We start from the raw sequence: 22,137 nt of genomic DNA on the forward strand, positions 1-22,137 counted from the left end.
TTGCAAATTTTACAAAAAGAATTTTCTTTAAAAGCAAAAAAAAGAGGATTTCATCTAATTACAGATGAGGTTCTTTTTAACTTAAAAGAGATACAAAGTTTTAATATAGGAACTTTAAATTTATTACTTAAGCATACAAGTGCAAGTTTAAGTTTAAATGAAAACTGTGATAGTAGTGTACGAAGTGATATGGAAAATTTTGTAAATGATGTTATTTGCAATAAAAACTATTTTATACACACTTATGAAGGAGAAGATGATATGCCAGCACATATTAAATCTTCACTTTTTGGTGTAAGTTTAACTATTCCTATAACTAATGGAAAATTAAATCTTGGAACTTGGCAAGGGATATATCTTGGAGAACATCGAGATAATGCTCAACAAAGAAAAATAGTTGCTACAATTATAGCAAATTAGGAAAAAAGATGAGAAGTTTAGTTTTTGATTTTAAACTTCTTAGTTTTATTATACTTTCATTGATATTTTTAGCTGCAAATTCTATTTTGTGTAGAATGGCACTTATAACTTCAAATATAGATGCTTATACCTTTACTTTTATTAGAGTCTTTTCTGGGGCTTTAACTCTTTTATTTTTATACTTTATTAAATATAAAAAATTTGAAGTTAAACTAAAAACTAATTGGCTAAGTTCTTTAATGCTTTTTTTATATGCAATTTGTTTTTCTTATTCGTATTTAAATATGCAAGCTGGAATTGGTACATTAATTTTATTTGCAATTGTTCAACTAAGTATGATAATTATTGCTTTATTTTATAAAGAAAAATTAACATTAAATAAACTTCTAGGAATTTTTATAGCTTTTAGTGGTTTAGCTTATTTATTATATCCCAAAGAAGATTTTTCTTTATCTTTTGAACATACCTTGCTTATGGTATTTTCTGGAATTGCTTGGGGTATTTATACAGTTTTAGGTAAAAAATCAAAAGATGCTTTTTTTAATACAAGTGATAATTTTATTAAAGCTAGTTTTTTTGCAATTTTATTTTTTATATTTTTTATTGATTTTATAAAAGTTGATAGTTTTACTTTTTTATTAGCTTTTATTTCTGGGGCTTTAACTTCTGCAATAGGGTATCTTTTATGGTATGAGGTTTTACCTAAAATGCAAATTATAACTGCAAGTATTTTACAACTTTTAGTTCCTATTTTAGCTATAGTTTTAAGTATAATATTTTTAGATGAAAAGCTAAGTTTGACTTTAGTTATTGCAACTTTTGTTATTTTATTTGGAATATTAATAACTTTAAAAAAAAGAAAATAATATGCAATATCTTATTTTAGATGAAAATAATATTGAAAATGAGCATATTTGTTGTGGCTTTTCAGATAAAAAGTGTAGTGAGGGATATAAAGCAAAAAAAACTTGGCTAAAACTTCAATTTAAAAATAACTTTATTTTCCAAAAGTTAGATAAAAGAGCAAAGGTTTTTATGGAAACTATACCTTTAAAAGATGCTTGGGTACCACTAGAAAATAGTAATTATCTTTTTATTGGCTGTTTTTGGGTTAGTGGTAAATATAAAAATCAAGGACATGGAAAAAAACTTTTACAAGAGGCTATAAAAAGAGCAAAAAAAGACTCTTTTGATGGTTTAGTAACAATTGTAGGTAAAAAAAAGTTTCATTTTATGAGTGATACAAAGTGGCTATTAAAAAATGGCTTTGAAGTTGTAGAAGAAACAACTGATGGTTTTGTTATTTTAGGTTTGAAAATAAATAAAAAACCTTTTAATATAAAAATTAAAGAGTGCGTAAAAAATAGAGAAATTACTAAAAAAGGAGTTGTAGTATATTATTCAAATAGATGCGTATATTCAGAAGTATATATTTTAACTTCTTTAAAAGAAGTTTGTAAAAAAAATAATATACCCTTAGAAATAAATAAGCTTGATACACTACAAAAAGCTCAAAACTCTCCAACTTTAGCAACTATATTTTCACTTTTTTATAATGCAGAGTTTATTACAACTGATATAAGTGTTTGCCTTGAAAGTAAATTTACAAAACTTTTAAAACTTTAATCAAAGTATTTAAAATCTTTATCTTCACTTCCATCTTTTTTTCTATTTTTAAATTTATACATAGTTTTTGTAAATTGATATGTTTTATAACTTAGTATTATTGCCAATAAAAAGATTATAATTGAAAAAAGAGTATATATAAATTCCATAATAAACCTTTTAAAAAGAATTATTTATTATCTTTAAAGGAATCTTTCCAATTGAGTTTTTGAGGTGTATGTTCATTTATTATAATTCCTTTTTCTTTTTTACCTGAAAAAATCCCTTCTCCAAGACTACTATTATTTTCATAAAAGAAAATAAAATAAATAAAAAAGCAAGTTAATACAATAATCAATCCTATTATAAAAGTAGGATTATTTTTTTTATTAGTTTCCATTTTTTTCTTTTTATAGATATTTTATCTATATAAAGAGTCAAAGTTATTTATTTTTATTTTTTTGACTCTCATATTGTAGAAAGTTTTGGCTTGATGACTCTTTTGAATCATCACTTCCACCTGTGTCAAATCTAAAAGCTTTTTCCCATCTAAGTTTTGCAGGTATATGCTCATTTACAGAGCCACTTCCTTTTATATCTGGAGAAAAAATGCTTGTTCCAAAACCACTATTATTTTTAAAAAATATAAAAGAGAAAACCCCTATAATTACAACTGTTATAATTAGAAATAATGGACTGCTTTTTTTCTTATTATTTTTCATAAACTCTCTTTTTTTTAGTGATGTGACTGATTATTTTATTATCACATAAACTTAATTAAGAGATTATTATTTAAATTAATGTTCCATTCATCATAAGATAATCTCTTCCTTCTTCAGAAATCATATTTTTATCCCAAGGTGGATCAAATACCAAATGAACAAAAGCTTCATCTACTAAATCAACAGCAAGTGTTACATATTTTACTTGTTCTAATAAATTCTCTGCAACAGGGCAAGCTGGACTTGTAAGAGTCATTGTAACTATTGCGTGTAAATAAGGTTCTTTTTCTTCAAATTCTATTTTATATACTAATCCTAAATCATAAATATTTACAGGTATTTCAGGGTCATATACTTGTTTTAAATTAAATATTATTTTTTTCTCTATATCTTCTAATTGTTCTTTTGTAAAATTATTCATATTTTCTCCTTATGCAAAAGCTTTTGCATACTCTTTTATTCTTTTTATCATTCCTTGTACACCACTTTGTCTATTTGGTGTAATTATCTCTTGAAGATTTAGTTTTTGCAGTATTTGTGTATCAAAATCTAAAATCTCTTTTGCTGATAGATTATTAAAAATTGTTAGTATTATTTTTACTAAACCTTTTACTATTGCTGCATTTGAATCTGCTTTAAAAACTAAAATATCATCTTTTTTTTCACAAATTAGCCAAACTTTTGAAGTACATCCTTGTACTAAATTTTCATCTTTTTTATGTTCTTCTTCTAAGTTTGGTAAACTTTTACCTAAATCTATAATATATTCATACTTTTGTAAATCATCATCAAAAAGTTCTAAATCATCTTTAATAGAATCTATTCTACTTTCTATCATTTTAATCCTTTAGCATTGTTATTGCTTTTTTTAAGGCCTTTATAAATATATCAATATCCTCTTTTGTATTATAAAAAGCAATACTTACTCTTATTGTACCATCAATATTTAATTTTTTCATTATTGGTTGGGCACAATGATGTCCTGCTCTTACAGCTATATGCATTTTATCAAGTAAAATACCAATATCTTCACTATTTATATCTTTTATATTAAAGCTTTTACTAACTATTGAGTTTTCCACATTATTGTATAAAATTATATTTTCTATTTTTTTTAGTTCATTATGTAAGTAGCTATAAATCTCTTCTTCTATTGTATGAATAGTTTTGTACCCTATATTTTTTATATATTTTAAAGCTTCTTTAAACGCTATCACATCAGCAATATTTTGTGTTCCAGCTTCAAATTTATAAGGTGAACTTAACATAAGGCTTCTTTGAAAATTTACATCATTTATTGTAGCACCACCTGTTTGGTAAGTTTTTAATTTTTCTAATAACTCTTGCTTTACATATAATGCTCCAACTCCTGTTGGTCCATAAGTTTTATGGGAAGAAATTGCATAAAAGTCCACATCTAAATCTTGTACATCAATTTCAAAATGTGCTAAGCTTTGAGCACCATCCACCATAAGATAGCTATTATATTTATGTGTAAGTTTTGCTATTTTTTTTATATTGTGTTTTACTCCAAAAGCATTTGAAACATGAGTAATACTAACAAATGAGTTTGGATTAGCTTTAAGTAATTCTTCAAAATGCTCAAAATCAAACTCTAAATTTTCTTTTATATTAACAACTTCCAAACCTTGATGTAAAGTTCTATTTTGCATATGCCAAGGAGTAATATTTGAATGATGTTCAATAGAAGAGATAATTATAGTTTTAAACTCTTTTGCAAAAATAGAAGCAACCATATTTAAGCTTTCTGTTACTCCTTTAGTAAAGATAATTTCACTTTCATCTTTCGCATTTATAAACTCTTTTAGTATAGTTCTTGTCTCTTCAAATTCTTTAGTTGCTTTGTTTGCATCCCCATGATTACTTCTATGTGTATTTGAACAGTAGTTTGTATAATACTCTAAAATTTTATTTAAAACAGCTTGTGGTTTTTGAGTAGTTGCTGCATTATCAAGGTATGTAACACTACTATTTTTAAAAAAAGGGAAGTCATTTTTATACATGATTTATCCTTTTTATATCTTTTATATATCTTCTAATAGCTTTAATGTCTATTTTTCTAATAACTTTTAATTCAATTGATTCTATAATCATCTGCTTTGCTTTATTTTTACTAATACCTCTTGAGCAAAGATAATATAACTCATCTTCATTTAGTGTTCCACAACTTGCCCCATGACTTGCTTCAAGTTCATCAACATAGATTTGTAACCTTGGGTTTGCATTAATTTTTGCTTCATCACTTAAAAGTATAGTTTGACTATTTTGAAAAGCTTTTGCAAATTTAGCACTATTTTGTACTGTTGAACTTATATCGAATAAAGCTTGAGCTTTTTTATCTAAAAGATGTTTGATTTTAATATCACTTATTGTACTTTCTTCAAGATGTTCAATAAAAGCAATATTTGCACTTTTCTCTTCATTAAAGTTTTTTACAATTGCATCTATATTTAAACTAGAGTTTTTACTTTCTAATTTACTATCAAAAATATTTAATGCTAATGTTGCTTTATAATCTAAACTTACAAAATTTAAAGTTGAGTTTTCTTTTAAAACTGTTTTAATATTTGTAATAATTGAAGCATTATTTAGTGTTTGAATTCTACTAATATTAGCAGTTATATTCTCTTTTAATTCGTATTTTCTATTAAGATTTAATACACTTTGTTTTAAATCTTGATTTTCAAAAGTTTCAATAATATAGTTATTTGCAAATATTTCTATATTTAAACTTTGTGCTATAAAAGAGTTTTCTGCTTTAAAAATATTAATAATATTTAAAGGTTTATCTAAAGGTTTTAAAAGCTTTAAAGTTAAAGTTTTATGACTAAAATAGCTATTTAATTTATACAGTTTATTAAAACTTTCTTCAAAATCCTCTTCTTGTATATTTATAGCTTCTTTTAAAGTTTCATCTTCTATTAAAAGTTTATTATTTACAAAATAGATATTATAAAAGTAGTCATTTTTTAAATATTCAAACTCTTTAATATCTATATTTTCTTTTATTTTAAAATCTAAATCTTTTTCAAATATACTATAAATATCAAAATGTCTAAACTCTTCTACTTTTTTAGTTGGCAAGATAGTTTTATCTAAATTATTTATTTCTACTATTTTCATAATTTAGCTCCCAACGGCTTCAAAACCATTTTTTTGAACTTCTAATGCAAGATTATAATCTCCTGATTTAATAATTTTTCCATCTTTTAAAATATGAACAAAATCTGGTCTAATTAACTCTAATAATCTATCATAATGAGTAATCATTAAAACTGATCTTTTACCATCAAGCATAGAATTAACAGCCTTTGCTACAAGTTTAATTGCATCTATATCAAGTCCTGAGTCTATCTCATCTAACATAATTAAATCAGGTTTTAAAACAAGTAGTTGAAGCATCTCATTTTTTTTCTTTTCTCCTCCACTAAAACCTTCATTTACATTTCTTTTTATAATTTCATCACTTAAATTATACTCTTTAATAATATCTTTAACTTCTTTTAAAAATTGTGCTGAGTTTACTTCTTCTTGATTTTGATATGCTCTTTTTTCATTTACTGCTGTTTTTAAAAAATACATATTATTAACTCCATGAACTTCCACAGGATTTTGAAAACTCATAAAGATACCTTCATTTGCCCTTTGGCTTGCATCAAGTTCTAGTAAATCTTTTCCTTTAAACTCTATTTGTCCACTATGCACTTCACAGTCATAATGATCACTTAAAGTTTTTACTAAAGTAGATTTTCCTACACCATTTGTTCCCATAATTACATGTATTTCACCTTCATTTATCTCTAAATTAAAATCTTTTAATATTTGTTTATTTGAAATACTTACATTTAAATCTTTTATTTTTAACATTTTTCACCTCTTTTTGGAAAGTTATCCAACACTTCCTTCTAATGATATATCTAATAAAGCTTTTGCTTCAACTGCAAATTCCATAGGTAATTCTTGTAAAACTTCTTTACAAAATCCATGAACAATTAATGATACCGCATTTTCTTCACTAATTCCTCTTTGTTTCACATAAAATAGTTGTTCATCTGAGATTTTTGAAGTTGTTGCTTCATGTTCTATTTTAGCACTTGAATTTTTTATATCTTGATATGGATATGTATGTGCAGAACAATTTGAACCAATAAGTAAAGAATCACAAGAAGAGATATTTCTTGCATTTTTGGCACTTTTTGCAACTTTTACTAAACCTCTATATGCATTTGAACCATTTAGTGCTGAAATACCTTTTGAAATAATAGTTGATTTAGTGTTCTCTCCTATATGTATCATTTTTGTACCTGTATCTGCTTGTTGAGATAAAGAAGTAAGAGCAACAGAGTAAAACTCTCCTACACTATTATTTCCTTTTAAAATACAAGAAGGATATTTCCAAGTAATAAGAGAACCAGTTTCTACTTGCGTCCAAGAGATTTTTGAATTATCTCCTTTACAAATTCCTCTTTTTGTAACAAAGTTTAAAATTCCACCATTTCCATCTTTATCCCCTGGATACCAGTTTTGAATGGTTGAGTATTTAATATGTGCATCTTTTAAAGCAACAAGTTCAACCACTGCTGCGTGAAGTTGGCTATTATCTCTTATTGGTGCAGAACATCCTTCATTGTATGAAACATAACTTCCTTCATCAGCAATAATTAGTGTTCTTTCAAATTGTCCTGTATTTAATGCATTTATTCTAAAATATGTTGATAATTCCATTGGACACTTTGTATTTTTTGGGATATATACAAAACTTCCATCTGTAAATACTGCACTATTTAATGTTGCAAAATAGTTATCACTATATGGAACTACTGAAGCTAAATATTTTTTTAAAAGCTCTGGGTATTTATTTGCAGCTTCTGAAATTGAACAAAAAATTATTCCTAACTCTTCAAGCTCTTTTTGAAAAGTTGTTTTTACTGATACTGAATCAAAAACAGCATCAACTGCAACTCCAGCTAATTTTTTTTGCTCTTCAAGTGGAATTCCTAATTTTTCATAAGTTTTTAAAATCTCTGGGTCCACTTCATCTAAAGAATCTATAGGCTTCTTTGGTGCTGAAAAGTATGAAATATCTTGATAATCAATCTTTTCATAACCTAATTTTGCCCATTTGGGTTCCTTCATAGTAAGCCACTTTCTATAAGCTTTTAATCTAAAATCTAAAAGCCATTGTGGTTCTTCTTTTTTTGTTGAAATTGCTTTTATAACATCTTCATTTAAACCCTTTGGAAAAGTTTCACTATTTACAATAGTTTCAAATCCAAGGCTATATTCATTGGCAATTACACTATTTATTTTTTCGTTTTTCATATAAACTCCTAAATAGGACATAATTTGTCTTATTTAAGAAATTGTAACATATTTAACTTTAGTTGTAAAGGGCTAGTTTAATTATTTTATGTTTTTTTCTAAGCTTTTCGTATAATATGAAATAGGATAGGTCAATATTAAATATCCAATAGCTAAAGGTATATAGCTTTCCAAAGTTGAGTAAGTATAAGCATTTACTTCTTGGGCATTCATAGTAAATTCTGAAATAGAAATAATAGATAATAAAGAAGAGTCTTTTATAATAGATGCAAATTGTCCTGTAAGTGAGGGAAGCATTCTTTTAAAGGCTTGAGGGAAAATTATATATTTATACATTTGATAATTGCTCATTCCTAAACTTAAACTTGTTTCATATTGTTCAAGCTCAATAGATTCAATTGCTGCACGAATTATTTCACATACATATGCCCCTGAAAAAATAGCAAGAATTACAACTCCAACTATATATCTATTTTCAAAACCTAAGTTGTTTGCAAAAACATAAAAGAAAATCAAAATTTGCACTAGTAGGGGAGTTCCTCTAATAATTTCAATATAAAATCTTGCAAAAAATCTTAAAAAAATTAATTTACTATTTTGAGCATATGCAAAAAATAGTCCTATAATAAAACTTAAAATAAGTGCAAAAAAAGAGATAATAATAGTCATAAAAAAGCCATCTATAAACTTCTGTTTATATTCATAAACACTATGCCAATTAAAATCATAAGTTAAATTTGAAAACATTATATAAAAGATAAAAAAAATAAAAGTAATAAGAAGAAAAGCATTAAAAAGATAAACCTTTTTTTCTATTGGTTTATCTTTTTTTATTGAAAGTTCATTTATAAAAAATTTTTTTAGTTTGATGTTTATCTCCTAAAAAAAGAACTCAATATTTAGTGAATCAAAAGTCTGTTTTGCATCTTTTAAGTATTTATATGCAAAATCATCAAAAGTTCCATCTTCTTTTGCTTTAGTAATAAACTGATCAATTTGATTTTTTAATTCAGTATTATCTTTTTTTAAAGCAACTCCCCAATATTCAAAATCTTTTTGAAAAGGCTTTAAAAGAGCTACTGTTGTATCTTTATGATTTTGATGATTTCTATATATAGTTAATTGGTCATATAAAAATCCATCTGCTTTCCCTTGAACTACTTCAAGGACACAAGCACTCTCTTTATCAAATACTAAGATATTCCCATTTGGAAAGTTTTCTTTTGCATAAATATGTCCTGTTGAACCTTTTTTTACTGCAATAGTTTTTTCTTTTAAATCTTCAATTGAATTTATATTTGAATTTTTATTTGCTAAAATAGCAAGTGCAGATTTTGCATAAGGAATTGAAAAATCTATTGATTTTTTTCTCTCATCTGTTATTGTCATAGAAGAAATTATTATATCAATTTTTCCTGTTTTAAGTGAGGGGATTAGTCCATCCCAAGCTATATTTTCTATTATTAATTCTTTATTCATAGATCTTGCTAACATTTTTGCAAAATCCACTGAAACACCCGTAGGATTACCTTCTTTATCACTCATTTCAAAAGGAGGATAAGCTAATTCCATTCCAACTTTTAAAACCTTTGACTCATTATTATTAGCTTTTTCATCATTACAGCCAATAAATAAAAAAGTCAAAAGTAATATTAACATCCCTTTTATTACTTTTTTCATAATCTTTCCTTGTGTGTGTATGAATTGTTATATTATTACAAAGTAAACTTAACTTTTAATTATATTTAAAATCTTATCAAAGTGAATATAAAACTTATAAAAGATAAAATACACAATAAGTTTGGCATAAATAATTTTTTAATAATGTTAATTTTAGTAAAAAAAATATTTTTTTATTGTTACTTTTTGTAAATAAAAAATTACTAAAATGATTAATTAAGACAAAATTTATCCTATTTGGAATAAAATACGAAAAATTTTTATGGTAATGAAGAAATATTATCGAACTAGGAATAAAAATATGATGGAAGTTTATTTAGATAATAATGCTACAACAATAGTTGATCCAATTGTATATGAAGAGATGAGACCATTTTTCTGTGAAAAGTATGGAAATCCAAACTCTTTACATAGATTTGGAGCAGGAACTCATCCAAAGATGATGGAAGCATTAGATTATTTATATAGTGGAATAAATGCAAGTGATGATGATGATATTATTATCGTATCAAATGCAACAGAAAGTATTAATACTGTAATAAAAGGTGTTTGGATTGATCAAATTTTAAATGGAAATAAAAACCATATTATTACTTCAGAAGTAGAACATCCAGCAGTAACTGCAACATGTAAATTTTTAGAATCACAAGGTGTAAGTGTAACTTACTTACCAGTGAATGAAAATGGAGTTTTAGAAGCTCATACAGTAAAAGATTTTATTAGAGATGATACAGCTTTAGTATCAATTATGTGGGCAAATAATGAAACAGGAAAGCTTTTTCCTATTAAAGAAATAGGTGAAATTTGTAAAGAAGCTGGAGTATTATTCCACTCTGATGCAACTCAAGCTATTGGAAAAGTTCCAGTTGATGTTCAAGAAGCAAATATAGATTTTATGTCATTTTCAGCACATAAATTCCATGGACCAAAAGGTGTTGGTGCTTTATATATTAAAAAAGGTATTAAAATAACTCCATTATTACACGGTGGAGAACAAATGGGTGGAAAAAGAGCTGGTACTGTTGATGTTGCATCAATGGTAGGAATGGGATTTGCTATGAAACTTGCAGTTGAAAACTTAGAGTTTGAAGCAACTGAAGTTAAAAGATTAAGAGATAAATTAGAAGCTGCAATTTTAGAAATTCCTGAAACTGTTGTTATTGGTGGAAAAGAAAATAGAACACCTAATACTACTCTTATTTCTATTAGAGGTGTTGAAGGTGAATCAATGCTTTGGGATTTAAATCAAAATGGTGTTGGAGCAAGTACAGGAAGTGCTTGTGCCTCTGAAGATTTAGAAGCAAACCCAGTTATGAATGCTTTTGGAAGTGATAGTGAATTGGCTCATACAGGAGTTAGATTTTCTTTAAGTAGATTTAATACAGAAGAACAAATAGATTATGCAATTGATGTGATTAAAAAAGCAGTTACAAGATTAAGAAATATTTCAAGTTCATATGCTTATGCACCATCATCACACAAATGTGGATTATAATAAGAAGTTAGCAAAGGAAAACAAAAATGGCAAAAAATGATTTAGTAAGCGGTTCAATTTGGGATGAATATTCAAATCAAGTTATCAATAGAATGAATAATCCTCAACATCAAGGGGAGATTACAGAAGAAAGAGCAAAAGAGTTAAATGCAAAACTTATTGTTGCAGATTTTGGAGCTGAATCTTGTGGTGATGCTGTTAGACTTTATTGGGCAGTTGATGAAGCTACAGATAAAATTTTAGAATCAAAATTCAAATCTTTTGGTTGTGGTACTGCAATTGCATCTTCTGATGTTATGGCTGAGTTATGTGTTGGAAAAACTGTTGATGAAGCTGTAAAAATTACAAATATTGATGTTGAAAGAGCATTAAGAGATAACCCAGATACACCAGCTGTTCCTCCTCAAAAAATGCACTGTTCTGTTATGGCTTATGATGTAATTAAAAAAGCAGCAGCAGAGTATAAAGGTGTTGATATGGAATCTTTTGAAGAAGAACAAATTGTATGTGAATGTGCAAGGGTTTCATTAGCAACATTAAAAGAAGTTATTAGATTAAATGATTTAAAAACTGTTGAAGAAATTACAGATTACACAAAAGCAGGGGCATTTTGTAAATCATGTATTAAGCCTGGTGGGCATGAAGAAAAAGAGATATATTTAGTAGATATTTTAGCAGATACAAGAGCTGAAATGGATCAAGAAAAACTAAAAGTTGCTGCTGATGCAAGTGCTAGCGGAACTCTATCTTTTGATAAAATGACTTTAGTTCAAAGAATCAAAGCAATTGATACTGTATTAGATGAAGATATTAGACCAATGCTAGTTATGGATGGTGGAAATATGGAAATTATTGATATTAAAGAAAATATTCCTCACTATGACTTATATATTAGATACTTAGGTGCATGTTCTGGATGTGCATCAGGAAGCACTGGTACACTTTATGCAATTGAGTCAGTATTAAGACAAAAAGTTGATGAAAACATTAGAGTTTTACCTATATAATTTTTTAAAATAAAAGAGGAAACACCTCTTTTATTGATTATAATCAATCATTATCTATCTTTTTTTATGTACAATTCCTAGAAATATAATAATAAGGATACATAATGAGTGACACTATTAAATCTTTTCTAACACAAGACCATAGAGATTGTGATGAAGAGTTTGCAAATATGGAAAATGCAGTAGCAAGTGGAAATTGGGAAAAAGCAAAAGAGACTTTTGATAAATTTGTAGCTGATTTACAAATGCATTTTGATATGGAAGAAAAAGTAATGTTTCCAGCTTTTGAAGAAAAAACTGGAATGTGTGGTGGGCCAACACAAGTAATGAGAATGGAACATGCACAAATGAATAGTGTAGTTACACAAATGAGAGAAGATATAATCTCTAAAAATAGTTCACACTTTTTTGGATTAAGTGAGAGCTTAATGATGTTAATGCAACAACATAATATGAAAGAAGAACAGATGCTTTATGCTATGGCAGATGCACATTTACAAGATGAGTCTTCTTTTATTATTCAACAAATGAAAGATTTAAAAAGAGTATAAATAGATGTTTAATCAAGGGTTATCATTAGACCAAGCGCCGCCTATATCAGTGCCATTTAGGTTTTTTTTAACTGCACCAATTTTTGCTATATTAATTGGAGTATTGTTTTTAGTTTATCCAGCAGAAGTTATTACAAATAGATTTTCAAATGAAACTATTGCAATCGTGCATTTATTTACTTTAGGTGTTTTATCAATGATAATTTTTGGTGCAATGCAACAAATGATGCCTGTTCTTGCCGGTGCACCTATAAAAAGGGCTAGACTTTTTGCAACAATAGTTCATAGCTCTTTAACTATAGGAACTTTATGTTTTGCTTTAAAGTTTTTATTTAATTTAGATAAATTTTTTATAGTTGCAATTATATGCTTAGCTATTTCTTTTTTAACTTTTTTTAGTGTGGCAATATTTTTACTATTTAAAGTTAAGTATTTAACTTCTACTGTTAATGTAATGCGTCTTTTTGCAATAGCAGGTATCTTAACTGCTTTATTGGGTTTACACCTTGCAGGTGCACATTTATCTGGAAATATTGCCTCAAATCACTATACATTTGTAAATATTCATATACTTTTAGGTATTTTTGGATTTGCTGCATTGCTTATAATTGGAGTATCATTTCAAGTGATACCTATGTTTTATGTGGCTTTAGATTTTCCTAAATCTGTTCAAAATAGATTACCTATTTCTATTTTTATACTTTTAATTTCTTATATAGCTTTTGCATTTTTAGAACTTGATTTTTATATTTATAAGATTTTATTTACTATATTTTTTATTATTTTTGCTTTTCATGGTTTAAATTCATTAAGCAATAGAAGAAGACCTGTTGATGATGTTACTCTTTGGTATTGGAAAGTTTCTTTATATTCTTTAATTGTAGCAATGTTAAATTGGCTTTTTGTACCACAAGACTCTTCATACTTTTTAACTATTCTTTTTGCTTTTGGATTTTTATTTTCATTACTTCAAGGAATGATTTATAAAATAATACCTTTTTTATGTTGGTTTCATTTAAGTTCAAAGGGATATTTCCAAATACCAACTATAAAAGAGATAATAAATGAAGATTTAATAAAAATACAGTTTTATATTTATATAACTTCTTTAGTTTTTTTTATTTTATATGGATTTTTTACTGAAATTTTTATAGATATTGCAGCAACTTTATTTATACTTTCAAATATCTTATTTTTTATTAATTGCTTTTTAGGGATGAAAAAATATGAAACTATCTCTAAAAATGACCCAATGCAAACTTTCATAAAATCATAGTTATGTTATAATATCCCAAATTAAAAAAGGGGATATTATGACTGCTCAAGATAAAGAATTAGCACAATTACACGATACTATTGTTTCTGATGTAAACTCTTTAGTTAATAAATATATGGCTATTGTTGGATGGGATGTTCCAGAAAATGATGAAGAAGAAGCAAAAAGAAAAATCTTAGCAATTATAAAAGATACACTAGAAAAAATTGAGGAAGAGAATTAATGTCAAATCAAAATAATCAAATTTTAAAAAATACAAATGCACAAATCTTAGATGAATTTAATGCTTCTGTAATGTTTGATAAAGAACTATATTCACAAGATATTAAAGGTTCAATGGCACATAGTCAAATGCTATATGAACAAGGGATTTTATGCTTAGAAGATAAAGAGGCAATTCATAAAGGGCTTTTACAAGTAAAAGAAGAGATAGAAAGTGGTAAATTTGAATTTAAAATTGAGCATGAAGATATTCATATGGCTGTTGAAAGTAGATTAACACAAATTATAGGTGATGCAGGAAAAAGACTTCATACAGCAAGAAGTAGAAATGATCAAGTGGCGACTGATTTTAGATTATATGTTCAAGAAAAATCTTTAAGTATAAAAGAGCAACTAAAAGAGCTAATCTCTACATTTGTAGAAGTTGCTTCAAAACATACTTCAACTTTAATTCCTGGAATGACACACTTACAACATGCACAGCCAGTTAATTTTGCATATCATATGCTAGCATATGCAAATATGTTTAAAAGAGATTATGAAAGATTTGAAAGTTCATATGAAAGAAATAACTACTCTCCTTTAGGAAGTGCTGCCTTAGCAGGAACTCCACATAATATTAATAGAGAAACAACTACAAAACTTTTAGGCTTTAAAGCTCCAACTGCAAATGCTATGGATACTGTAAGTGATAGGGATTTTGCATTAGAGATTTTATTTAATATTAGTACAGCAATGATGCATATTAGTAGAATCTCTGAAGAGCTTATTTTATGGTCTTCTTATGAGTTCCAATTTGTAAGAATGAGTGATGAATATGCTACAACTTCTTCAATTATGCCACAAAAGAAAAATCCAGATGTACCTGAACTATTAAGAGGTAAAACAGGAAGAACATATGGAAATTTAATCTCTTTATTTACAGTAATGAAAGGTTTACCTCTTGCATATAATAAAGATACACAAGAGGATAAAGAGGGAGTATTTGACTCTGTTAAAACAATAGAAATTTCATTAAAGATTTTAAATGAAGTAATAAAAACTATGATTGTAAATGTTGATAAAATGCAAAAAGCTTGTAAAATTGGGCATTTAAGTGCTACGGATTTAGCTGATTATTTAGTTCAAAAACAAAATTTACCTTTTAGAACTGCATATTATATTACAAAAGATGTGGTTGCACTTGCAAATAGTTTAAATAAAGATATTAGTGAATTAAATATTGATGAAATTAGAAGTGCAAATGAAGAGATTAAAAATATTGATGAAGAGATAGTAATGTATCTTGACTTAAAAGCTTCAATGAATGCTAGAACATCATTTGGTGGAACTTCTACAAAACAAACAGAAAATCAAATTGAAGTATTTAAAACTTGGCTAACTAGAAATTAATTTCTAGTTACTAAGTATTTTAGTTACTAGGTACTAGTTTTAGAACCTAGCAACTAATAGCTTATTTTAATAAAAACCTTTTTGTTGCTTCATATAAAGCTTGAACATCAGTTTTTCCAATAAATCCATCAACTCCAATAGCATGCATTTTATTTTTAACAGCATCAGTTGTCATAGATGAATTTACAATAACAGGAATATGATTATAAGTGTTATTTTCTTTTATAAATGTTGCCACTTGGAAACCATCTGCTTCTGGCATTTCAATATCAGTAATAATAAGTCCAATTTTATCAGGATTTATCTCTTTAACTCTTTGCAATAATAATGCACCATTATTATAAATTTCAAAATTTATTTTTGCTTTTTTAAAGAATTTACTTAATACTTCCCTTGCTACTCCTGAATCTTCAGCAGCAAGAACTAATTTTTCTGAAATTAGAGGAGAATCAACATATTTATTTACAGCATCTTCACCATCATCTGTCCATCCAATATCTTTTAGAAGTTGTTCTGCATTAAATACTGTACATAATTCATTTTTATCATGAACTTTTACATATGTTGTATAAGTGATTTTTGAATTTGTCTCTTCTGTATGTCTTAATTCATCAGTAGTTTTTTCAACAATATCAAGCATATCTTTGATTAGAAAACCTACTTTTTTATGGTTAAATTCACAATATATAATAAGCTTATATTGATCCATCTCCATCTTTTGTTGACCAAGCCATGCATCAAGATTTACTAAAGTTACAGGTTCCCCTCTAATTGTAGCAATCCCTGCAATAATCTTTGAGTCACTTGGCGTGTCATTAATTGTTACTTCATCTTTAATAACAAAGGCTTTTACTTTTGCGATATTAATTGCATAAATATTATTATGACTAGTATAAAATACAGCTAACTGCTGAACATTTCTTCTATGTCCTTGAGTCATTTGTTCAACGCTACTACTAATGCCACTCATATTATTCCTTTTTCTGTGATGTATAAATTATATATATTTTTTTCTTATAATCAACTTTTTACAAATGTTGTTTTATTTCTTCTTTAGCAATTTCTGAACTGTAACAGAAGCCATCATAAGTCCAAAAGAGCCTGTAACTCCTTCAAAACTTCCTTTTTCAAGGCATTTTGGTTCTTCTGATGAAAAAATAACTTTAAACTTCTTTTTAAACCCTTGAGCTTTTAACTCTGTTCTAATTTTTCTAATAAAAGGATCATTATATGTATCCCAAATTGATTTATATTCAATTTTACTAGGATCTATTCTTTTTGCTCCACCACTTGTACTAATTACTTTTGTAAAGTACTTTTTAATTAGGTGAACCTTTGGTGTTACATCATCAATTGCATCTAAGATATAATCATAAGAACTAAAATCAAAGTTATCAATCCACTCTTTTGTTATTTTAACATGAATTGGTGTCACTTTTGGATATTTTTCTTTTAAAGCTTCAACTTTTACTCTTCCTATGTTACCTTCACTACCCATTTGCCTATTTAAGTTAGACTCTTCATACGTATCAAAATCAACTATTGTAATATCTGTAATTCCTGTTCTATACAAAGCATCAAGGGCAAAGCTTCCAACCCCACCAACTCCTAAAAGAATAAGTTTTGCCTTTGTAAATTTTTCAAAATTTTCTTCACCAAATAGTTTTTTTGTTCTGTCATATCTCATATAATCTACTCTTTTAAAAATTTTAGGTATTATACCATAAAATAATTAATGGAGTTGTTGATGGAAAAAGAACCAATGACAAGAGCTGGATATGAAAAAATCACTGGCAATTTAGACTTCTTAAAAAGTAAAGAAAGACCAGAAACGGTTATTGCTTTAGATGAAGCAAGACAATTAGGAGATTTAAAAGAAAATGCAGAATATCATGCTGCAAAAGATAAATTAAAACTTATTGATTCTCAAATTGCAGAACTTAACAACATTATAAGTAAGGCAGTAATTATTGATCCTTCAACACTACCACATGATAAAGTAAGCTTTGGCTCAACTGTAAATTTAGTTGATGTTGATACGGATGAAGAGTTTACATATACAATAGTTGGTGGAATTGAATCAAATGCTGAAAATGGAATGATTTCATTTAATTCACCTTTAGCAAAACAGCTAATGGGAAAAGAAGAAGGAGATGAAGTTCAAGCAACACTTCCTGGGGGAGTTAGAACTTTTGAAATATTAGAGGTTTATTATAAGGAGATTGAACTATAATGAATATAGCAATTATTGGAGCTAGTGGATATACTGGTTTAGAATTAATTAAAATTTTAATTAATCATCCAAAATTTAATATTACATATATTGCAAATTCAACAGGTGAAATAAATGTGCAAGAGTTACATCCTTGTTTAAAAGATGTGATTAATATAACTGTTGAAAATGCAGATGCAAAGGAAGTATCAAAAGTTGCTGATTTAGCATTTTTGGCTCTACCTCATAAAACTTCTATGGCTTTTGCTAAAGAGTTATTAAAAGAGGGGGTAAAAGTAGTTGATTTAAGTGCAGATTATAGACTTGAACTTGACACTTATGAAAAACACTATTGTGCACATGAAGATAAAGAAAATATAAATGATGCTGTATATGGATTGCCTGAATATTATAAACAGAATTTAAAAGAAGCAATTTTAGTTGCAAATCCAGGATGTTATCCAACTGCTTCACTTTTAGCACTATTACCTTTTGTAGATTTTATACAAGAAGAAACACCTATTTTTATTGATGCAAAATCAGGAGTTAGTGGGGCAGGTAAAAAATTGGCAGAGACAACACATTTTTGCCATATAAATGAAAATATTCATGCTTATAATCCTTTAGCTCATAGACATATGCCTGAGATTGAAGAAAAAGTAAGATTAGTTAAAAATAAAGAATTTTCTATAAACTTTGTACCTCACTTAATTCCTGTTACAAGAGGAATGTTAGTTTCAGTTTATGCAACTTTAAAAGAAGAAATTGATGTGGAGAGTATTTTAGAAGAGGCATATAAAAATAGTGAGTTTGTAAGAATTAGAAAAACTCCTGTTGATATAAAATCAACAGCAGGAACAAACTTTTGTGATATTTTTGTAAAAAGAAATGGTAAAGCTTTATTTATTAACTCTTCAATTGATAACTTATTAAGAGGTGCTTCTTCTCAAGCAGTTGTTAATGCAAACTTAATGTGTGGATATGAAGAGGGTCTTGGGATCCCAAAAATTGCTTATGTTCCTTAATATTAAAGAAAATGCGATTTTTGTAGCTGATTCTCACTATAATGAGAGAAATCAAGAGTTTTTAATCTTTTTAGAGAAAGTAAAATCTAAAGAGATTAAAGCAGAGCAACTTTTTTTTATGGGTGATATGTTTGATTTTATTTCAGAAGAGAGTAAATATTTTGTAAAAAGAAATCAAAAACTACTAAACCTTATAAACGAACTTTCAAAAACTATACAAATAGTATATTTAGAAGGAAATCATGACTATAATCTTAGTTCACTTTTTCCAAATGTATTAGTAGTAAAAAGAGAAAACCAACCTTTAATTGCTCTATATAAACATAAAAAAGTAGCTCTTTCTCATGGGGATAACTTTACTCCGAAATCTTATGATATTTATTGTAAAGTTATAAGAAATAAACCCCTTTTAAATTTTTTAAATTTTATAGATTTTAATAATTTTATTTCAAAAAAAATATATTATACTTTAATAAAAAAGACTATTTGCTCTGATTTTAAAGGTTTTGAAACTTTAGCAAAAAGAAGAGTAGGGTATTTTAATAGTGATATTGTAATTGAAGGACATTTTCATCAAGGAAAAGAGTTTTTATTTGATAATAAAAGATATGTAAATATTCCTTCTTTATGTTGTAGTAAAGAGTATACAAAGCTAGAAAATGAAAAGTTTATAAAAGTAAAATTATGAATTATACTTTTTTATTTTTTATTGCAATTATAGTTTTATTTATCCCTATTTTCTTTTATAGAAAAAAAAGAAATAAACAAAAAATGCAAATAAAAAAACATAAAATAAAACAACATATATATATAGAAGCTATCTCTTTACCTTCAAAAATTGAAGATATGCATATTAGTAAAGTTTTGGAAATTACAAAAAAAATATTTCATACTTTTTATATTTTAGATTTAAAACACTTAAGTGAAAAAGAGTTTGATAAAAAAGAGTGGCATACTTGGCAAATCTCTATTTTATTTAAATTATATAAATTAAAAAAAGAATTTTTTATTGTAAATAAAAAAGAGATTTTTCATCCAATTATTTTACAATTGGATAAAGAATCTTTACATAGTTTGGTTCAAACTATATTATTAAAATATAAAAACTATGTAAATATTAATAAAACAAAAGATTTTTTATCAAAAGAAGTAATTTGGTCAAATAAAGAGATTTCAATTTTATTTTATTTTTTAAGTTCAAAGGATATGTTATCGCAAAGTTTAAAGTAGTAAGTGAATATGAACCATCAGGGGACCAGCCACAAGCAATAGAAGCATTAAGTAGTTCTATTCTTGAAGGAAATAAGTATCAAACACTTTTAGGTGTTACAGGAAGTGGTAAAACATATACAATGGCTAAAGTGATAGAAAAAGTACAAAAGCCAACACTTATAATGACACATAATAAGACTTTAGCTGCACAGTTATATAGTGAATTTAAAGCATTTTTCCCAAATAACCATGTGGAGTACTTTATCTCTTATTATGATTATTATCAACCTGAAGCATATATTCCAAGAAGTGATTTATTTATTGAAAAAGACTCTTCAATTAATGAAGAATTAGAAAGATTAAGACTTAGTGCAACTGCTTCACTTTTATCTTTTGATGATGTAATAGTAATTGCTTCAGTTTCAGCTAATTATGGATTGGGAAATCCAGAAGAATATAAAGCAATGGTTCAAAGAATTGAAGTTGGTTTTGATTACTCTCAAAAAGAGTTTTTACTAAAATTAGTAGAAATGGGATATAAAAGAAATGATAAATTTTTTGATAGGGCAGATTTTAGAGTAAATGGTGATGTAATTGATATTTTCCCTGCTTATTATGAAGATGAGTTTATTAGAGTGGAATTTTTTGGTGATGAGGTTGAATCAATTACTAAACATGAATATCTAACAAATACAAAAGTAAAAGAGTTAAATGAAGTAATAATTTATTCAGTTAATCCTTTTGTTGTTTCAAATGATAAATTAGCAATTGCAGTTAAGCAAATCGAAGAAGAACTTCAACAAAGATTAGAGTTTTTTAAAGCTGAAGATAAATTAGTCGAGTATCAAAGACTAAAACAAAGAGTTGAGTTTGATTTGGAGATGATAGAAAGTACAGGTATGTGTAAGGGAATTGAGAATTATGCTCGACATTTAACTGGACAAAAAGCTGGTGAAACACCTTATTCTTTAATGAACTATTTTGAGCAAATGCAAGAAGAATTTTTACTAATTGTTGATGAGTCTCATGTTTCACTACCACAATTTAGAGGAATGCATGCAGCTGATAGAAGTAGAAAAGAGGTTTTAGTAGAGTATGGATTTAGGCTTCCTAGTGCACTTGATAATAGACCTTTAAAATTTGATGAATTTATAAATAAAGCACCACATTTTCTCTTTGTAAGTGCAACTCCAAATGAACTTGAACTTGAAAAAAGTTCAGTTGTAGCTGAACAAATAATAAGACCCACAGGTTTACTTGACCCAGTTATTGAGATAATGGATAGTGAATATCAAGTAGAAAAACTTTTTGATGAAATAAAAAGAGTAGTTGCAAAAAATCAAAGAGTTTTAGTTACTGTTTTAACTAAAAAAATGGCTGAGGAATTAACTTCTTATTACAGTGATTTAGGACTTAAAATAAAATATATGCATAGTGAAATTGATGCAATTGAAAGAAACCAAATTATTAGAGAGTTAAGACTTGGGCAATTTGATATTCTTGTGGGAATTAACTTGCTAAGAGAAGGTCTTGATATTCCTGAGACTTCTTTAGTTGCTATTTTAGATGCAGATAAAGAAGGATTTTTAAGAAGTAAAACCTCTTTAATTCAAACTATAGGAAGAGCTGCACGGAATGAAAATGGAAAAGTTATTTTATTTGCTAAAAGAATAACTGATTCTATGCAATTTGCAATAGATGAAACAAATAGAAGAAGAGAAATACAAGAAAACTATAATAAAAAACATAATATTACTCCAAAATCAACAAAGAGAAAACTAGATGAAAATCTAAAAGTTGAAGAGTATGATGATTTAGCTTGGAAAAAACAAAAACTAGAAAAAATGCCTGCAAGTGAAAAGAAAAAGTTACTTGTGGAATTAAATAAAAAGATGAAAAAAGCTGCAAGTGATTTAAACTTTGAAGAGGCTATTAGACTAAGAGATGAAATAGAAAAGATAAAAAAACTATAAGT

27 protein-coding genes are annotated in these 22,137 nt (G+C 26.7%); 14 read left to right on the forward strand and 13 right to left on the reverse strand.

The genetic code is table 11. The annotated features are described in order from the left end of the window. From AMYT_RS03990 to AMYT_RS04000, 3 genes are read left to right on the forward strand one after another with little or no spacing between them, the layout of a single operon-like run. Nucleotides 1-420, forward strand: a complete 420-nt coding sequence (locus AMYT_RS03990; protein WP_114841266.1) for a secondary thiamine-phosphate synthase enzyme YjbQ — start codon at nucleotides 1-3, stop codon at nucleotides 418-420. A gap of 8 nt (nucleotides 421-428) precedes the next feature. Beyond that, nucleotides 429-1,286, forward strand: a complete 858-nt coding sequence (locus AMYT_RS03995; protein WP_114841267.1) for a DMT family transporter — start codon at nucleotides 429-431, stop codon at nucleotides 1,284-1,286. A gap of 1 nt (nucleotide 1,287) precedes the next feature. Further along, the gene (locus AMYT_RS04000) at nucleotides 1,288-2,046 is read left to right on the forward strand and encodes a GNAT family N-acetyltransferase (protein ID WP_114841268.1); all 759 of its coding nucleotides are present in this window, start codon (nucleotides 1,288-1,290) and stop codon (nucleotides 2,044-2,046) included. On the opposite strand, the gene AMYT_RS14925 is transcribed toward AMYT_RS04000, so the two are convergent. The 11 genes from AMYT_RS14925 to AMYT_RS04050 all read right to left on the reverse strand — a co-directional run bounded on the left by AMYT_RS14925 (nucleotide 2,043) and on the right by AMYT_RS04050 (nucleotide 9,758). Continuing rightward, on the reverse strand, nucleotides 2,043-2,195 hold the full coding sequence (locus AMYT_RS14925) for a hypothetical protein (RefSeq protein WP_162919465.1): 153 nt from the start codon (nucleotides 2,193-2,195) through the stop codon (nucleotides 2,043-2,045). The two genes, AMYT_RS04000 and AMYT_RS14925, sit on opposite strands and share 4 nt — an antisense overlap. Nucleotides 2,196-2,215: 20 nt before the next feature. Further along, nucleotides 2,216-2,425 carry a hypothetical protein gene (locus tag AMYT_RS04005; protein ID WP_114841269.1) on the reverse strand — a complete coding sequence of 70 codons (210 nt, stop codon included), beginning with the start codon at nucleotides 2,423-2,425 and terminating at the stop codon, nucleotides 2,216-2,218. Between the two features lie 43 nt (nucleotides 2,426-2,468). Further along, entirely contained in the window at nucleotides 2,469-2,747 is a 279-nt protein-coding gene (locus AMYT_RS04010) for a hypothetical protein (RefSeq protein WP_114841270.1), read from the reverse strand. A gap of 70 nt (nucleotides 2,748-2,817) precedes the next feature. After that, entirely contained in the window at nucleotides 2,818-3,168 is a 351-nt protein-coding gene (locus AMYT_RS04015; RefSeq protein ID WP_114841271.1) for a metal-sulfur cluster assembly factor, read from the reverse strand. Nucleotides 3,169-3,177: 9 nt separating this feature from the next. Next, the gene (locus AMYT_RS04020) at nucleotides 3,178-3,585 is read right to left on the reverse strand and encodes a SufE family protein (RefSeq protein WP_228197893.1); all 408 of its coding nucleotides are present in this window, start codon (nucleotides 3,583-3,585) and stop codon (nucleotides 3,178-3,180) included. 1 nt (nucleotide 3,586) lies between these two features. Next, nucleotides 3,587-4,771 carry an aminotransferase class V-fold PLP-dependent enzyme gene (locus AMYT_RS04025; protein ID WP_114841273.1) on the reverse strand — a complete coding sequence of 395 codons (1,185 nt, stop codon included), beginning with the start codon at nucleotides 4,769-4,771 and terminating at the stop codon, nucleotides 3,587-3,589. Further along, complete coding sequence (locus AMYT_RS04030) at nucleotides 4,764-5,891, reverse strand: SufD family Fe-S cluster assembly protein (protein WP_114841274.1); 1,128 nt, start codon at nucleotides 5,889-5,891, stop codon at nucleotides 4,764-4,766. Before AMYT_RS04030 ends, AMYT_RS04025 begins: the two co-directional genes overlap by 8 nt. 3 nt (nucleotides 5,892-5,894) lie before the next feature. Further along, a complete protein-coding gene (gene sufC / locus AMYT_RS04035) occupies nucleotides 5,895-6,635 on the reverse strand; it encodes a Fe-S cluster assembly ATPase SufC (protein ID WP_114841275.1) in 741 nt (246 codons plus the stop codon). A gap of 21 nt (nucleotides 6,636-6,656) precedes the next feature. Then, nucleotides 6,657-8,090, reverse strand: coding sequence for a Fe-S cluster assembly protein SufB (gene sufB / locus AMYT_RS04040; RefSeq protein ID WP_114841276.1), 1,434 nt, complete (start codon nucleotides 8,088-8,090; stop codon nucleotides 6,657-6,659). Between the two features lie 81 nt (nucleotides 8,091-8,171). After that, nucleotides 8,172-8,837, reverse strand: coding sequence for an amino acid ABC transporter permease (locus AMYT_RS04045; RefSeq protein WP_114841277.1), 666 nt, complete (start codon nucleotides 8,835-8,837; stop codon nucleotides 8,172-8,174). 132 nt (nucleotides 8,838-8,969) lie between these two features. Next, nucleotides 8,970-9,758 (reverse strand): transporter substrate-binding domain-containing protein, encoded by a 789-nt coding sequence (locus AMYT_RS04050; RefSeq protein ID WP_407657357.1) that lies wholly within the window; start codon nucleotides 9,756-9,758, stop codon nucleotides 8,970-8,972. A 316-nt stretch (nucleotides 9,759-10,074) separates the two neighbouring features. Here AMYT_RS04050 and AMYT_RS04055 point away from each other — a divergent pair, with 316 nt between their 5' ends. The 6 genes from AMYT_RS04055 to argH all read left to right on the forward strand — a co-directional run bounded on the left by AMYT_RS04055 (nucleotide 10,075) and on the right by argH (nucleotide 15,713). Further along, nucleotides 10,075-11,265: a NifS family cysteine desulfurase gene (locus AMYT_RS04055; RefSeq protein WP_114843141.1), complete on the forward strand. Its 1,191-nt coding sequence runs from the start codon at nucleotides 10,075-10,077 to the stop codon at nucleotides 11,263-11,265. Between the two features lie 26 nt (nucleotides 11,266-11,291). Then, nucleotides 11,292-12,272, forward strand: a complete 981-nt coding sequence (locus AMYT_RS04060) for an iron-sulfur cluster assembly scaffold protein (RefSeq protein ID WP_114841279.1) — start codon at nucleotides 11,292-11,294, stop codon at nucleotides 12,270-12,272. Between the two features lie 104 nt (nucleotides 12,273-12,376). Beyond that, complete coding sequence (locus AMYT_RS04065; RefSeq protein WP_114841280.1) at nucleotides 12,377-12,823, forward strand: hemerythrin domain-containing protein; 447 nt, start codon at nucleotides 12,377-12,379, stop codon at nucleotides 12,821-12,823. A 4-nt stretch (nucleotides 12,824-12,827) separates the two neighbouring features. After that, entirely contained in the window at nucleotides 12,828-14,099 is a 1,272-nt protein-coding gene (locus AMYT_RS04070; RefSeq protein ID WP_114841281.1) for a hypothetical protein, read from the forward strand. A gap of 37 nt (nucleotides 14,100-14,136) precedes the next feature. Beyond that, nucleotides 14,137-14,322, forward strand: coding sequence for a hypothetical protein (locus AMYT_RS04075; protein ID WP_114841282.1), 186 nt, complete (start codon nucleotides 14,137-14,139; stop codon nucleotides 14,320-14,322). Continuing rightward, on the forward strand, nucleotides 14,322-15,713 hold the full coding sequence (gene argH / locus AMYT_RS04080; protein WP_114841283.1) for an argininosuccinate lyase: 1,392 nt from the start codon (nucleotides 14,322-14,324) through the stop codon (nucleotides 15,711-15,713). The genes AMYT_RS04075 and argH overlap by 1 nt, the downstream gene beginning before the upstream one ends. 61 nt (nucleotides 15,714-15,774) lie before the next feature. Here the strand turns inward: argH and AMYT_RS04085 are convergent, their stop codons facing one another. Together AMYT_RS04085 and AMYT_RS04090 are read right to left on the reverse strand one after the other, a co-directional pair. After that, nucleotides 15,775-16,683, reverse strand: a complete 909-nt coding sequence (locus AMYT_RS04085; protein WP_114841284.1) for a chemotaxis protein CheV — start codon at nucleotides 16,681-16,683, stop codon at nucleotides 15,775-15,777. A 72-nt stretch (nucleotides 16,684-16,755) separates the two neighbouring features. Continuing rightward, the gene (locus AMYT_RS04090; protein ID WP_114841285.1) at nucleotides 16,756-17,400 is read right to left on the reverse strand and encodes a tRNA threonylcarbamoyladenosine dehydratase; all 645 of its coding nucleotides are present in this window, start codon (nucleotides 17,398-17,400) and stop codon (nucleotides 16,756-16,758) included. A gap of 60 nt (nucleotides 17,401-17,460) precedes the next feature. Between AMYT_RS04090 and greA the strand changes: the two genes are divergently transcribed. The 5 genes from greA to uvrB are packed head-to-tail and all read left to right on the forward strand — an operon-like array spanning nucleotide 17,461 to nucleotide 22,135. After that, nucleotides 17,461-17,946, forward strand: a complete 486-nt coding sequence (gene greA, locus AMYT_RS04095; protein WP_114841286.1) for a transcription elongation factor GreA — start codon at nucleotides 17,461-17,463, stop codon at nucleotides 17,944-17,946. Continuing rightward, nucleotides 17,946-18,950 (forward strand): N-acetyl-gamma-glutamyl-phosphate reductase, encoded by a 1,005-nt coding sequence (gene argC, locus AMYT_RS04100; RefSeq protein WP_114841287.1) that lies wholly within the window; start codon nucleotides 17,946-17,948, stop codon nucleotides 18,948-18,950. The genes greA and argC overlap by 1 nt, the downstream gene beginning before the upstream one ends. Further along, entirely contained in the window at nucleotides 18,940-19,638 is a 699-nt protein-coding gene (locus AMYT_RS04105; protein ID WP_114841288.1) for a UDP-2,3-diacylglucosamine diphosphatase, read from the forward strand. The genes argC and AMYT_RS04105 overlap by 11 nt, the downstream gene beginning before the upstream one ends. Next, nucleotides 19,635-20,180 carry a hypothetical protein gene (locus AMYT_RS04110; protein WP_114841289.1) on the forward strand — a complete coding sequence of 182 codons (546 nt, stop codon included), beginning with the start codon at nucleotides 19,635-19,637 and terminating at the stop codon, nucleotides 20,178-20,180. Before AMYT_RS04105 ends, AMYT_RS04110 begins: the two co-directional genes overlap by 4 nt. Continuing rightward, nucleotides 20,162-22,135, forward strand: a complete 1,974-nt coding sequence (gene uvrB / locus AMYT_RS04115; RefSeq protein WP_114841290.1) for an excinuclease ABC subunit UvrB — start codon at nucleotides 20,162-20,164, stop codon at nucleotides 22,133-22,135. The genes AMYT_RS04110 and uvrB overlap by 19 nt, the downstream gene beginning before the upstream one ends. The last annotated feature ends 2 nt before the right edge of the window (nucleotides 22,136-22,137 follow it).

Origin of the sequence: Malaciobacter mytili LMG 24559, assembly GCF_003346775.1 — a bacterium.
GTDB classification, from domain to species: Bacteria; Campylobacterota; Campylobacteria; order Campylobacterales; family Arcobacteraceae; genus Malaciobacter; species Malaciobacter mytili.

What these genes read in the sequence shown, in the direction of transcription:
- greA (WP_114841286.1), top strand. Translation starts at nt 17,461, where the DNA reads ATGGAAAAAGAACCAATGACAAGAGCTGGATATGAAAAAATCACTGGC.
- AMYT_RS04070 (WP_114841281.1), top strand. Translation starts at nt 12,828, where the DNA reads ATGTTTAATCAAGGGTTATCATTAGACCAAGCGCCGCCTATATCAGTG.
- AMYT_RS04060 (WP_114841279.1), top strand. Translation starts at nt 11,292, where the DNA reads ATGGCAAAAAATGATTTAGTAAGCGGTTCAATTTGGGATGAATATTCA.
- AMYT_RS04015 (WP_114841271.1), bottom strand. Translation starts at nt 3,168, where the DNA reads ATGAATAATTTTACAAAAGAACAATTAGAAGATATAGAGAAAAAAATA.
- AMYT_RS03995 (WP_114841267.1), top strand. Translation starts at nt 429, where the DNA reads ATGAGAAGTTTAGTTTTTGATTTTAAACTTCTTAGTTTTATTATACTT.
- AMYT_RS04075 (WP_114841282.1), top strand. Translation starts at nt 14,137, where the DNA reads ATGACTGCTCAAGATAAAGAATTAGCACAATTACACGATACTATTGTT.
- AMYT_RS04110 (WP_114841289.1), top strand. Translation starts at nt 19,635, where the DNA reads ATGAATTATACTTTTTTATTTTTTATTGCAATTATAGTTTTATTTATC.
- AMYT_RS04005 (WP_114841269.1), bottom strand. Translation starts at nt 2,425, where the DNA reads ATGGAAACTAATAAAAAAAATAATCCTACTTTTATAATAGGATTGATT.
- sufB (WP_114841276.1), bottom strand. Translation starts at nt 8,090, where the DNA reads ATGAAAAACGAAAAAATAAATAGTGTAATTGCCAATGAATATAGCCTT.
- AMYT_RS04085 (WP_114841284.1), bottom strand. Translation starts at nt 16,683, where the DNA reads ATGAGTGGCATTAGTAGTAGCGTTGAACAAATGACTCAAGGACATAGA.
- AMYT_RS04030 (WP_114841274.1), bottom strand. Translation starts at nt 5,891, where the DNA reads ATGAAAATAGTAGAAATAAATAATTTAGATAAAACTATCTTGCCAACT.
- AMYT_RS04090 (WP_114841285.1), bottom strand. Translation starts at nt 17,400, where the DNA reads ATGAGATATGACAGAACAAAAAAACTATTTGGTGAAGAAAATTTTGAA.
- AMYT_RS04000 (WP_114841268.1), top strand. Translation starts at nt 1,288, where the DNA reads ATGCAATATCTTATTTTAGATGAAAATAATATTGAAAATGAGCATATT.
- argH (WP_114841283.1), top strand. Translation starts at nt 14,322, where the DNA reads ATGTCAAATCAAAATAATCAAATTTTAAAAAATACAAATGCACAAATC.
- AMYT_RS04045 (WP_114841277.1), bottom strand. Translation starts at nt 8,837, where the DNA reads ATGTTTTCAAATTTAACTTATGATTTTAATTGGCATAGTGTTTATGAA.
- AMYT_RS04065 (WP_114841280.1), top strand. Translation starts at nt 12,377, where the DNA reads ATGAGTGACACTATTAAATCTTTTCTAACACAAGACCATAGAGATTGT.
- AMYT_RS14925 (WP_162919465.1), bottom strand. Translation starts at nt 2,195, where the DNA reads ATGGAATTTATATATACTCTTTTTTCAATTATAATCTTTTTATTGGCA.
- argC (WP_114841287.1), top strand. Translation starts at nt 17,946, where the DNA reads ATGAATATAGCAATTATTGGAGCTAGTGGATATACTGGTTTAGAATTA.
- AMYT_RS04105 (WP_114841288.1), top strand. Translation starts at nt 18,940, where the DNA reads ATGTTCCTTAATATTAAAGAAAATGCGATTTTTGTAGCTGATTCTCAC.
- AMYT_RS04010 (WP_114841270.1), bottom strand. Translation starts at nt 2,747, where the DNA reads ATGAAAAATAATAAGAAAAAAAGCAGTCCATTATTTCTAATTATAACA.
- sufC (WP_114841275.1), bottom strand. Translation starts at nt 6,635, where the DNA reads ATGTTAAAAATAAAAGATTTAAATGTAAGTATTTCAAATAAACAAATA.
- AMYT_RS04020 (WP_228197893.1), bottom strand. Translation starts at nt 3,585, where the DNA reads ATGATAGAAAGTAGAATAGATTCTATTAAAGATGATTTAGAACTTTTT.
- AMYT_RS04025 (WP_114841273.1), bottom strand. Translation starts at nt 4,771, where the DNA reads ATGTATAAAAATGACTTCCCTTTTTTTAAAAATAGTAGTGTTACATAC.
- AMYT_RS04055 (WP_114843141.1), top strand. Translation starts at nt 10,075, where the DNA reads ATGGAAGTTTATTTAGATAATAATGCTACAACAATAGTTGATCCAATT.